11 protein-coding genes are annotated in these 12,748 nt (G+C 45.5%); 5 read left to right on the top strand and 6 right to left on the bottom strand.

Annotation, left to right across the window (positions count from 1 at the left end):
* Positions 1–271 precede the first annotated feature (271 nt).
* The 3 genes from GWO68_RS10225 to GWO68_RS10215 all read right to left on the bottom strand — a co-directional run bounded on the left by GWO68_RS10225 (position 272) and on the right by GWO68_RS10215 (position 2,271).
* A complete protein-coding gene (locus GWO68_RS10225; protein ID WP_162346340.1) occupies positions 272–643 on the bottom strand; it encodes a hypothetical protein in 372 nt (123 codons plus the stop codon).
* 457 nt (positions 644–1,100) lie between these two features.
* Complete coding sequence (locus tag GWO68_RS10220) at positions 1,101–1,247, bottom strand: hypothetical protein (protein WP_162346339.1); 147 nt, start codon at positions 1,245–1,247, stop codon at positions 1,101–1,103.
* A gap of 625 nt (positions 1,248–1,872) precedes the next feature.
* Entirely contained in the window at positions 1,873–2,271 is a 399-nt protein-coding gene (locus tag GWO68_RS10215) for a hypothetical protein (protein ID WP_162346338.1), read from the bottom strand.
* Between the two features lie 178 nt (positions 2,272–2,449).
* Here GWO68_RS10215 and hppD point away from each other — a divergent pair, with 178 nt between their 5' ends.
* The 3 genes from hppD (at position 2,450) to GWO68_RS10200 (ending at position 6,199) form a co-directional block, all read left to right on the top strand.
* Complete coding sequence (gene hppD, locus GWO68_RS10210; protein ID WP_162346369.1) at positions 2,450–3,544, top strand: 4-hydroxyphenylpyruvate dioxygenase; 1,095 nt, start codon at positions 2,450–2,452, stop codon at positions 3,542–3,544.
* A gap of 440 nt (positions 3,545–3,984) precedes the next feature.
* Complete coding sequence (locus GWO68_RS10205) at positions 3,985–5,718, top strand: phospho-sugar mutase (RefSeq protein ID WP_162346368.1); 1,734 nt, start codon at positions 3,985–3,987, stop codon at positions 5,716–5,718.
* 67 nt (positions 5,719–5,785) lie between these two features.
* Entirely contained in the window at positions 5,786–6,199 is a 414-nt protein-coding gene (locus tag GWO68_RS10200; RefSeq protein WP_162346337.1) for a hypothetical protein, read from the top strand.
* 81 nt (positions 6,200–6,280) lie between these two features.
* Here the strand turns inward: GWO68_RS10200 and GWO68_RS10195 are convergent, their stop codons facing one another.
* Both GWO68_RS10195 and GWO68_RS10190 read right to left on the bottom strand, forming a co-directional pair.
* Positions 6,281–6,634, bottom strand: a complete 354-nt coding sequence (locus GWO68_RS10195; protein WP_162346336.1) for a histidine kinase — start codon at positions 6,632–6,634, stop codon at positions 6,281–6,283.
* Positions 6,635–6,674: 40 nt separating this feature from the next.
* Complete coding sequence (locus GWO68_RS10190; protein ID WP_162346335.1) at positions 6,675–7,928, bottom strand: PAS domain-containing protein; 1,254 nt, start codon at positions 7,926–7,928, stop codon at positions 6,675–6,677.
* 218 nt (positions 7,929–8,146) lie between these two features.
* Here GWO68_RS10190 and GWO68_RS10185 point away from each other — a divergent pair, with 218 nt between their 5' ends.
* Complete coding sequence (locus GWO68_RS10185) at positions 8,147–8,731, top strand: nitroreductase family protein (RefSeq protein WP_162346334.1); 585 nt, start codon at positions 8,147–8,149, stop codon at positions 8,729–8,731.
* A gap of 894 nt (positions 8,732–9,625) precedes the next feature.
* Here GWO68_RS10185 and dnaB read toward each other — a convergent pair.
* Positions 9,626–11,203, bottom strand: a complete 1,578-nt coding sequence (dnaB, locus tag GWO68_RS10180; RefSeq protein ID WP_162346333.1) for a replicative DNA helicase — start codon at positions 11,201–11,203, stop codon at positions 9,626–9,628.
* Positions 11,204–11,362: 159 nt separating this feature from the next.
* Between dnaB and GWO68_RS10175 the strand changes: the two genes are divergently transcribed.
* Complete coding sequence (locus GWO68_RS10175; RefSeq protein WP_162346332.1) at positions 11,363–12,748, top strand: UDP-N-acetylmuramate--L-alanine ligase; 1,386 nt, start codon at positions 11,363–11,365, stop codon at positions 12,746–12,748.

Genomic DNA, 12,748 nt, shown 5'->3' with positions numbered 1-12,748 from the left:
TCTCCATCAGTAAATGTTGTCATCCCCCTGCTCCCATCAAAGGGGTAGGCCTGTTGAGTTGTAGCAAATTCTGCCCTCGAGGGGAGCGCAGAGGGGTGTTTGCAGTAGCGGATGAATTTAAAATTAGCTAACAATTGGCATTTCGGCCCTGAATTAACACCCCTATAATCCCGTCAAGGGGATAGTTTTCGGCAGTACTTAACGGCCCTACGCTTTAAAGAGGGCAGGTGGATGATTTACTCAAGGAGTGAAATCAAACAAGATTATTTTCTTACTTCTTCGTTAATGGTGCGCCTACTGGTATGCCGCAATCGTGGCCCGGCTGGCCGTGTGGCGGGTTAGTGCCGGGTGCTACACTTTGCTGTGCAGGTGCAGATGGTGTAAATGCTGGCACGCTTAAGTTTGGCTTAGGAGGCGAATTTAGTGGTGCACCTACCTCAATATCGCAGCGGTGGTTTGGCTCGCCATGCGGTGGGTTAAGGCCAACCGTAGTAGCTGGGGTTGTTGCCTGGTTTGGAATAACAGTGGCCGGTGCTGTAGCAGCAGGAGCTGTAGTAGTATTTGTTTCCGTTTTAGCAGCGTCGGAGCAACTCATTAGCCCGAAAAATAAAGCTGCCACTGCTATCTGCGATGTTAATTTCATGATGTATAGTTTTAAATGCGGAGTCTATTTTTGCACCTTACGTATAAAAACTATAACCGTACAACAGATGCTAAAACTAATATACAGCTAATTAAGCTAAAATAAATGGCATCGACCAGATGCTTCTACCTTAATGCTTTCTTAAGCCTAATAATTCGACAGGCAGTTATTTACTCCTGATAGACAACTCGATTTATTTTTTACTTCCCTTTTTAGCAGTTATAAACACAACACCAGGTTCAGCATGAGAGCCATAAATTGCGGTTGCTTTCGTCCCCTTCTCAGCTTTTATAGTTTCTACATCTTCCAGTTTTAAGTAGTTCAGGGCATCTATAGTATAACCTCGCCCGTCAACTATAATTAATGGAGAAGGATTTTGTGTGATTGGGAAGGATTCACTAACAACTGTTCTCCCATCTTTATCTTTTGTAATTGATGCTCCTATTTTACCTCTCTTTTATTGCTTGGCAAAGTCGTAAGAATAGCCAAGATCCGTTTTCATTATTACCGCTACTTTCTGGTATAGGTCTGTTTTCTCAGTCTCCTGTGCGAAAGTATAGGTTGCTGTGAGGTGTAACAGAAATAGTAGAATAAGTTTGTGCATGTGAATACAGATTAAAATAACGGTCACGTGCTTAAGATGCCGAAGCGTTAGCTGGGTTACTTAAGCATTATGTTGAACAATCGTTTTTCTATTTCTTTACTTTTCGCATGAGGACTTTAGCGTGCGTGCCGACTTCAATTTCAGTCGATTCTACTTCATAGCCTTGTTTCTTCAATTCTACAGTCATCGGAGGACAGCCGAAAAACCCACCCTTATACTTTCAACTTCAAAATGACCATGCGGGTCAGTAAAGCCGAAATCATTCTCATCATTTTGTTTGTACACATATACACTATCAATCGGCTCAAGTGTCTCTGCGTCAAGCACAGTTCCGTAAACATCTTGCATACAATCGCATGAACTTAGAAGAAATAGTAGGCTAAGTGATAGTGCTGTTCTTTTCAATTTCTATAATTATTAATGCTGCTCAACTATAGTATATACATCACTATGACTGTTATCTGCACTATAGCTGTAGTACAGATAAAATTTCTTCAACAGCTATAGATATACTAAATACAATATACCCAAAATCCACCACCAACCAACTATAAAAAAATTGCCGCACCCACCCTGGCATAAAGCCTTGGCAAGTGCGGCAAGCATAAATTTATAGTTTATAGTTCTATTCGGCAGTCCAGAGTACGCGCTCCTGGTCTGATAGTATAAGTAGTACACGTGGCGGGTTAGCTACCAGCACTAAACGCATCTCTACGCCCGGAAACTTATCCGACTCTACCCAAACACCTTCGCTTTCTTCGCCATCTTCCAGCTCTTTACCATCCAGCGAACTGGCAATGTAAGCGGTCGGCAACAATATATCTGCATCCGATTTTATTTTGCCGTGTACATCTTCCAGCACATCTTCCAGGTAGTCGCCGTATGTTTCGTTAAAGTCATCTTCCAGGTCGTGCAGCTCTTCTTCTATATCGTCGTAGCGCGCATCGTTGTAGTCCATCTTGTTCAGTTCCGATTTCTTCTCAAGTATGGCTACCAGGTCTTTATTCAGCGTATCTGCGTTCATAGCGTTATTCTGTTTTTTACAAAGTTGAAAACATGCCGTAGCAATTGCAAACATTAGCGCTTATAATTTGCATCAGGGTTCTGCCGTTTTTGATAAAACTATAAAAGGTGTATTTTTACGTAATACTTATTAAACTATACTTCAGACTATGACTACCAACACGCTAACTTCCGAAACCATAGCCAAAGATATACTTCCCCTGAACGGCACCGACCATATTGAGTTTTATGTTGGCAACGCCAAACAGGCAGCACATTTTTACCAAACCGCTTTCGGCTTTAAGCTGGTAGCCTATGCCGGCCCCGAAACAGGCGTGCGCGACCGTGCCTCGTATGTAGTGCAGCAGGAAAAAATTCGCCTGGTACTAACTACCGCTATTTACCCCGATTCTGAAATTGCCCAGCATGTGCACCAGCACGGCGATGGTGTTAAGGTACTGGCCCTTTGGGTTGATGATGCTGAAGAGTCGTTCCGTAGTACGGTAGCGCGTGGTGCCAAACCAGCTATGGAGCCTAAAACGATAACCGACGAATTTGGCGAGGTTAAAATGGCTTCTATCCATACCTATGGCGAAACCATCCATACCTTTGTTGAGCGCAAGAACTATAACGGTGTGTTTATGCCGGGTTATGTAGCGCGTACCTCCGAACTACAAGTAGAGCCGGTTGGCCTGAAGTATGTAGACCATTGCGTTGGCAACGTGGAGCTTGGCCGCATGAACGACTGGGTGAAATTCTATGAAGATGTAATGGGCTTTAAACTGCTGCTGACTTTCGACGACGAGGACATCAGCACGGAATACTCGGCTCTTATGTCTAAGGTAGTATCGAACGGAAACGGCTACATCAAATTCCCGATAAACGAACCGGCTGAAGGTAAGAAAAAATCGCAGATTGACGAGTACCTGGAGTTTTACCGTGGCCCGGGTGTGCAGCACATTGCTGTTGCAACCAACGACATTCTGCACACGGTAGCTGAACTGCGCCGCCGCGGAGTAGAATTCCTGAAAGTACCGGAAGTTTATTACGAAGACCTGATCGAGCGTATCGGCCACATTGATGAAGACATGGCTGACCTGCGTAAACTGAACATATTAGTTGACCGCGACGACGAAGGTTACCTGCTGCAGATCTTTACTAAGCCAGTAGAAGACAGACCAACGGTGTTTTATGAGATCATACAGCGCAAAGGAGCCAAGTCGTTTGGTAAAGGTAACTTCAAAGCCTTGTTCGAAGCCATAGAGCGTGAGCAGGCACTACGCGGTAACCTTTAAACTATAAACAAAGTATAGATGTCCGTGAATATTCGGGCATGATGCGTTAACCATACCTATCAGATCACACCGGTTCTTTCAGTTTTGCAAAAGGCACTGAAACGGCTGGTGTGATTTTTTGTGGGGATACTCGTGGTATTTGTTTTTGCTGGCGCGGGTTTGTAACCTGTGTCTTACTATCGATTTGTAATCCGACTGGACCCCGCTAACTACTCAGCTCTCGCTCGCGTCCCGCGAGTGTGCGCTATATTCGGCCTCTGGCCGTTTTAGTTTATATTGTTATGCAAAACTCTGAACTATAGTTTAACAACTTGGCGGGACGCTACAGGTAACTCACACTCGCGGGACGCGAGCGAGATCAGTTTAAAATTATTACCGCAGCAAACTATAGCTGCACTAAAACCAACTATAAATTACTTTACAATACATACTGTAAGATGATGATTGAACCAACTATACAACAGAAAATAAACGCGTGGCTTAACGGCAACTACGACCAGGCTACCAAAACAGAAATAAACGGATTACTGGAGCGCAACGAGCATGAGGCCCTGGCCGATGCTTTTTACCGCGACCTGGAGTTTGGTACAGGTGGACTGCGTGGCATTATGGGTGCAGGCAGCAACCGCATGAACCGCTACACCCTGGGCATGGCCACACAAGGCCTTTGCAATTACCTGAAGCAGAATTTCCCGGGCGAGCGCATAAAAGTGGCCATTGCCCACGACAGCCGCAATAACTCACCGGAGTTTGCCCGCATTGCCGCCGATATTTTCTCAGCCAATGATATTGAAGTATACCTGTTCCAGGCGCTTCGCCCTACCCCGCAATTGTCGTTTGCTATTCGCCATTTAGGTTGCCAGAGCGGCGTGGTCGTAACAGCATCGCATAACCCGAAAGAGTATAACGGCTACAAAGTATACTGGAACGATGGCGCACAGGTAACAGCTCCTCACGACAAAAACATCATAGCCGAAGTAAACAAGATCACCAGCATTGATGAGGTGAAGTTTGAGTCAAAATCAAACAACATTCACCTGCTGGGCGAGGAAATGGACGAGGCTTACATCACGAAAGTGCTTGGACTTTCTATTTCGCAGGATGCCATTAAACGTCAGCATGACCTGAAAATCGTATACACGCCGTTGCACGGAACTGGCATTACCCTGGTGCCTAAGGTGTTACAGCGTTTCGGTTTCAGTAATGTAACTATAGTTGATGAGCAATCGGAGCCAAATGGTAACTTCCCGACGGTGGTATACCCTAACCCCGAAGAAAAAGAAGCCATGACCCTGGCCCTGAACAAAGCCCGCGAAATAGATGCCGACCTGGTTATGGCTACCGACCCCGACTCTGACCGCGTAGGTATTGCCGTACGTAACCTGAAAGGCGAATTTATGCTGCTGAACGGTAACCAGACAGGTGCGCTTTTAATTAACTACCTCCTACAGGCATGGCAAAAAGCTGGTAAACTAACCGGCAAAGAGTTCATCGTTAAAACTATAGTTACTACCGACCTTATAAAAGAAATCGCAGAAAGCTATGGCGTAAAGCACTACGAAACTCTGACCGGCTTTAAATACATCGCTGAAAAGATCCGTGAACTGGAAGGCAGAGAAACCTACATTGGCGGTGGCGAAGAAAGCTACGGCTACATGATCGGTGATTTTGTGCGCGACAAAGACGGCATCTCAGCCTGCGCCCTGATCGCGGAAATGGCAGCTGTTGCTAAAGATAATGGCCAGAGCCTGTTCGAGATGATGGTAGAAATGTATACTAAGTATAATTTCTACAAAGAGGACCTGGTAACGTTTACCAAAAAAGGACAACGTGGCGCAGAGGAAATACAGCAAATGATGGCCGACATGCGTGCTAATGCTCCGCAAACTATAGCCGGCTCTAAAGTTGTAGAGATCAGCGACTATAAATTAAGTACCTGCAAGAATCTGGTAACCGGAGAAGAAAGTACCCTGGACCTGGAAAGCTCTAACGTGTTGCAATACCTGACCGAAGATGGCAGCAAAATATCTGCCCGCCCATCCGGCACCGAACCGAAGATCAAGTTCTATATCAGTGTAAATGAGCCACTGGCTTCTGCAGCCGATTTTGACGCTACCGAACAGAAACTTAATAACAAAATAGACCAGATACTGGTTGATCTGAAATTGAAGTAAGTACCTAGCAGCAGAAACGTAAATTGCTTTTCTGCTGCTTTTAGGTTTATAGTATAACATTTGCTTGATGCCTCGCATTGATTTAAGAAAAGAAAACGGAGATGTGTTTTGCTCGTTTGAGCGCATGCCTGATAATGCCTATACCTATGCGCTCTGGCAAGGCCGGCAAACTATAGACACCGTAAAGAAAGGGGGCAATTTTTTTGTGGATAGAATGCGTGAGCAATCCTGCTCTAAATTGCTGAACAGCCACAAAGAACTTATCGGGCCGTGGGATATGGCCAATGATTGGATTACCACAGAATGGACACCTAAAGTAATTGAGCTTGGTTTGCGTTACATGGCCCAGGTGTTGGCACCAGGCATCTATGGGCAAACCTCTTTTCACTTACTTCACCAGCGCATCGGCGATTTATTCGAAATTAAAATGTTTGATGATGAAGCATCTGCCAGCGCCTGGTTACTGAGCCTGCCAGATTAGTTGTAACTAGTTAATTGCAGCGCAGACCTATAGTTATAAAATCAAAAGCCCGCTCTGAATTTCCAGAGCGGGCTTTTGATTTTAATTATCCTTTAATCGGCCTTCGAGCTTTGCCAGTAACTGCAAAAACTGGTCAGACTTAAATTCTATACTCCTCATTCCTTCATGGGCTTTATCTATTTGCCCGCTGTTATATAAAGCAAACAGTTGTAGTGCAGTAGCATTCAGTTCATTATGCACACTGGCAAGTTCCTTTATCTCCGGCTCCTGCTCATACCGCACCCTACCTACCGCTGTAAACCACTGGCTTACGGGCCCGGTGCGCGAGAAAAAAGCTTCATCGTATATACCTCCGTATAAGACTGACCTTATTTTGGATTTATATAAAATGTGCTTTATCCTGAGCTGTTGAAAATCTATCTGAGCTAAATTCATTTACCGCTTCCCGCCTATTATACTTTTAAGCATCTGTATACTAAGCATGGTTCATTTCCTGCAGCTTTTTCTTAAAAAATACCTGATCCGTTACTTCATAAGCAAAAACAAGAATGCCTGTTATCTTATCGACCTCGAAAATGGCCTGGTAAATAAACGTAAGGTAGATCTCCTCCAGTTGGCCATCATCGTTCATGTCAAGCTTAATAGGCACTTCCTCGGCAATAAAATCCTTTCCCGTGTTGTAAACATTGTCCAGCAGTTTTATAAAGCCTTGTTCTATCACTTCCGGTAACGCCTCAGCAACACTCTTTCCTACCAGCTCGCGCTTCGGGAAGAGCATCTGGTATTTTTCGTTAACAAGTTCAAATCGATGCTCGGGGCCTTTAAGCACACAAAACATGGCGGGTGCCTGCATTATCAGCCTTTCCAATTTCTGGCGCTCGGTTTCTGCTTTTTCAAAAGCAAGTTGCACCTGGTCGGCGAGCATGGCCATTTGCTCGTTTGTTTCCAGCAGCTCCTGCACCAGTTTCCGGGTCTCATGTATATCCGTGGAGCTGCCAACCCACATAGTTACGTTACCTGCTTTATCTTTCATGGGCAGGGCACGGCATAAGTGCCAACGATAAACACCATCCTTATCGCGTTTACGCAATTCCACACGCATGGCTTCGCTGTTTTTTAACGACTGTTCCCATTTAGTAATGGTTGCCGGCATATCATCGGGGTGTATAACGCTGTGCCAGTTTGCCTGTAGCAGCTTATCAAGCGGAATGCCGGTGTATTCTTCCCAACGTTTGTTAAAATAGGTAAGGTTGCCTGTTCCGTCAGTTGTAAATATCAGTTGCGGCATAGCTTCAGCCATAAACTGAAACTTCTCGTAACTGGTTTTCAGGTCGTTTTTGGCTTTCTCTCTTTCTGTAACATCAGAAGTATGCTGAATGATGTACTGCACCTCGCCAGCCTCGTTAAGCACAGGTGTATGCGAAGCTTCCCAGTAACGTTCCTCATACGACCCATCCTGATTTGGAAGATCGTAGCGGATCACATCCAGCAGATCTACCTGTTTCGAGTTCAGTGCCTTGTCCAGCGACTTCCGGACAACGTTATCTTCATACGAAACATCTTTATCAGGATAAGCCTCCAACAGAAACTTCAGACCAAGTATATCCTCACGCTTGCGCATGGTTATCTGCAGGTAATAATCTGTGGCAGCTAAAATTTTATAACCGGGTTCCGGTGCTACAACTACCAGGGCTTCAGGTACTTTGGCAAACAGCTTTACAAAATCCATAATACAGAAAGGTATTAATTTTTAGAAGCAGAGGACTTTAAACATAGAAACAATAATTGGCTCTGCAACCACATGAAACGCATAAAACCCTGGTAAGTTCGGCATATTTGTCTTAATTATCCGGCTTATTTTTAACAACTTAATAACTAATTTGCTTTTAGGCTCATATTCAGTAATATGTATCCGGATGCAAAATGTAAAATAAACGCTCCCACGTGATGAATGATATTTTTGAAAGTATAGCTGCTGTTATCAGATCCAGAAGAACTGTAAAACCGCCCCAAATGTCTGGCGCCCGCATACCGGATGAACAGGTATGGCAACTGCTGTCATTAGCTGACTGGGCTCCCACTCACGGGCACACAGAGCCCTGGCGTTTTGTGGTGTATGCCGATACTAAAGTAACCCGGTTTTGCCAAAGCCATGCCGACTTATATAAACAGGAAACCCCGCAAGACAAGTACCAGCCAGAAAAGTATGAAAAACTGCTGCACATGGGTGATAAAGCATCGCATGTTATAGTTGCTTACATGCGCCGCGGCGACCTGCCTAAAATACCTGTGCTGGAAGAAATTGCTGCCACCTCCTGCGCCATTCAGAACCTGCTGTTGGGTGCTACAGCATCAGGCATTGCCAGTTACTGGGGCTCCGGCGGTATGGCGTACCACCCTGCCATGAAAGAAATGCTTGGGTTGCGGGAAGAAGACATCGTATTAGGCATTTTGTATTTAGGTTACTCAGCCAAAGAAGTACCAACCGGTAAGAGAAATGTTCCTTTAAGTGAAAAGGTTAAATGGATGTAACCTGGCTTCCAGGGTTGTCTGAACAAAGATCTACAAGATTATTGGATTAGCCGGTATAGGGTTAAGCTGTAGTTGAAGTTTATAGTAAGCTGATTTGCTAGCTAGTCTCCGGACTCGTGACTTAGTATGTTGTTGCGTATTCTGACGCAACTGACCCCGCACTGATAGGCTTGGTAGAAGCACAATAACTATAGTTCTATAGTTGGCAAACCCACCCCTATCCCTCCCAAGAGGGGAATTTCTGCCTTACCAATTTTCAAACTATAGTTCTATAATTACAGCCTTGCACGGACAGGTCGCGACCTGTCCCTACGAAATTATATTGTAGATCAATTTCGAAGCCTATCGGTGCAAACTTTAGTCAAAGGTCAATAGTAGAAAGATCGCAGTCTTTGGGTTGAGCGCCTCGAGAGGTTCCGGTGCCGATAGGCATTGCGACGTCAGGAGCAAAGGAAGCGAAAGCAGCGCGATGCCCGAAGACGGGGCCTCCCGGCCGTGAGGGCACCAAAGCTATAGTTGAAACGATAGGTAACTAAAGCTCCCAGGAATACAGAAAGTTTGAAAGGAAGGCTTGGTTAAAGTTGAAGCAACTATAATTCGATAAAGGACACATAAGATTCCTCGACTTCGCTCGGGATGACAAAAGAGAAACTATAGCAATAGACGCTATCAGGAGCTGCGCACGCTGCTAGGTCTTCAGTCAAAACAAGAAAATGACAAAGAGAAACTATAGAACACATAAGTTTTCTTAGCATTGTTCTGACTACAAACAGAAAGCGTCTTAAAAAAGAAAAGCCGCTGGCTTTTGGCACAGCGGCTAATCTACCTTTGGCTATACTTTTATACTTTAACCAATGCTGCTTAAACGCTAACATCGGCTGTAATATTGTCTCCTTAAAACGGCGGCTCTTCGTCGAAGCCTGAAGCCGGGAAACCTCCCCCACTCTTACCGCCATCATTCATGCGGCTGCCTAAACGAATCGATCCTGGTGTTTCAGCATCAAATGTACTGTTTGGCAATGCATTAAAGGTATTAAAACCATCACCACCAAAATCTGAGTCTAAGTTAGTAAACTTTGTGTATTTACCAATAAACTTCAGCTGCACGTTTTCGAGCGATCCGTTTCGGTGCTTGGCTATAATAACCTCACCCACACCGGCAGTCGGGTTACCCATTTCGTCTTCTGTAATACCGTAATATTCCGGGCGGTACAGGAAGCAAACCATGTCAGCATCCTGCTCAATCGAACCTGATTCACGAAGGTCGGAAAGTTGTGGACGCTTATCGCCACCACGTGTTTCCACGGCACGACTGAGCTGCGACAACGCAATAACCGGAACGTTAAGTTCCTTGGCCAGCATCTTTAATGCCCGCGATATCGATGCGATTTCCTGTTCACGGTTACCACCACCTTTGCCTTCGGCGTTTCCACTCATCAGCTGCAGGTAGTCGATAATGATCATCTGAATATCGAACTGGGCTTTCAGACGGCGGCATTTGGTACGTAGCTCACGAATGGAAAGCCCCGGCGTATCGTCTATAAAGATCGGTGCTTCAGTAAGTTTAGCAATTTTATGGTTCAGCTGCGCCCACTCGTATTCTTCCAGGCTACCCTTCTTTATCTTTTCAGAATCAAGCTCGGCTTCAGAAGAAATAAGACGGTTAACGAGCTGCAGCGACGACATCTCCAGCGAGAAAATGGCAACACCTTTTTTGAAATCGACAGCCGCATTACGCATGCACGAAAGTACGAAAGCCGTTTTACCCATCGCCGGACGAGCCGCCAGGATAATTAAGTCAGATTTCTGCCAGCCTGATGTTACACGGTCCAGGGCAGTAAGGCCGGTTGGTACGCCTGTTAAGCCATCTTCCTGCTTGCGTTTTTCTTCGAGTTCTTTAATTGCCGCGTGCATCAACGAGCGCATGTCGTCGAAATTTTTGCGGATGTTGGATTCAGATACTTCGTATAGTTTGGCTTCGGTTTTATCCAGTAGCTCAAAAACGTCGGTCGTATCTTCAAAAGCGCTCGACAGTACTTCCGATGAAATAGAGATCAGGTCGCGCTTGATGGAGTTTTCGGTGATGATACGAGCATGGTACTCGATGTTGGCCGCTGAGTTAACACGGGTAGTAAGCTGCGTAACGTAATAAGCGCCGCCTGCCAGTTCCAGTTCACCGAGCTCGCGCAGTTCGTGCGTAACCGTTAAAATATCTATCGGCTCCGACTTATCGAACAGGGCCAGTATTGCTTTAAAAATTCGTTGATGGGCTTCTTTGTAAAAGCTCTGCGGGCGCAGAATATCAATTACAGTTGTCAGCGCATCTTTTTCCAACATCAGAGCGCCTAACACGGCCTCTTCCAGATCCAGCGCCTGAGGTGGCTTTTTGCCAAGCTCCGAAATAGCAGGTGTCTTTTTCTGCCATCCGTTGCGTTGTCCCGCCGGGCGTACGTTCGTTTGCATTTCCTCCATAACCACAAATTTAAGATTTAACAGACAGAAGCAATCTTCATAACCCTGTTAATAATCCACAAGATATCCACAAAGTATCAACATATTAGTGTATAGCTATTTTTATTTAGCGTAGGTCTTCTAACTTTGTCTGTTTGCAATATTAATTGCCCGGAATATATGGAGAAGAAGGAATTACAACGCATCCACCTGATTGCTACTGGCGGAAGCATCATGCACAACCTGGCGCTGGCTCTGCACGACAAGGGGTTAAATGTTACAGGATCAGACGACGAGATTTTTGAACCTGCTAAAAGCAGGCTGTCTGCAGCTGGCTTACTGCCTGCCCAGGAAGGCTGGTTTCCCGAGAAACTGGACCAAACTATAGATGCCGTTATTCTGGGTATGCATGCTCGCCCTGATAATCCTGAACTATTAAAAGCACAGGAACTGGGTTTGCCTATCTACTCTTTCCCGGAGTTTATTTACGAGCAGAGCAAAGACAAACAGCGCATAGTAATTGGTGGCAGCCACGGCAAAACGTCTATCACGTCTATCATCATGCATGTGCTTAAAACGATAGGCCGCAAGTTTGATTACGCTGTTGGCGCTCAGATCGAGGGTTTTAACCGCATGGTAAAACTGACCGAAGATGCCCCGATCATCATTATAGAAGGCGACGAATACCTTTCTGACCCGATCAAACGCGTTCCGAAGTTCCACCTGTATCATCACCACATTGCTGTGATCAGCGGCATCAGCTGGGACCATATCAACGTGTTCCCGGATCCGGAGATGTACCGCGACCAGTTCCGCATTTTTGCTGAAATGACGCCAAAAGCCGGAACGCTTATCTATAACCAGGACGATGAACAGGTACAACTGGTAGCCGTACCTCGTAACCCTGCTGATATAAACTATGTGGGTTATGGCGTGCACGACCATACTATAAAGAATGGTAAAACTATACTGCACACGAAGAAGGACGGCGATATAGAAATTCAGCTGTTCGGGGAGCATAACCTGCGCAATATTAACGCGGCTAAGGAAGTGTGTAAGAAGATAGGCGTGAAAGCGCACGATTTTTACGCAGCGCTGAAAACGTTTAAAGGTGCCGCCAAGCGACTGGAGAAAATGGGCGAAACGGATACGACTGTTATTTTCCGTGATTTTGCTCATGCGCCATCAAAAGTAAAAGCAACTACCGAAGCCGTAAAAGCCCAGTATCCGCAACGCCAACTGGTAGCTGCATTAGAACTGCACACTTTCAGCAGCCTGAACAAGAATTTTATACCGCAGTATGCCGGTGCACTTGATAAAGCTGATGAAGCCATCGTTTACTTTAACCCGAAAACGATAGAGCACAAGCGTATGGAGATGCTCTCGGAGGATGAGCTGAAAGCAGCTTTCAAAAACCCTAACCTGAAAGTATTTACCGACTCCGAAGCACTACAGCAGCACCTGCTAAACTATAGCTGGCAGAATGCGAACCTGCTTTTAATGAGCTCTGGCAACTATAACAACATCAACATGGAGGCGCTGACTCAGGCGGTTCTGAAAGCATAA

The sequence above is a fragment of the Pontibacter fetidus genome, from assembly GCF_010119545.1.
Classification (GTDB): Bacteria; Bacteroidota; Bacteroidia; order Cytophagales; family Hymenobacteraceae; genus Pontibacter; species Pontibacter fetidus.
Note: the sequence above shows the minus strand (reverse complement) of the source record. Positions and strands in the feature narration are given on the sequence as shown.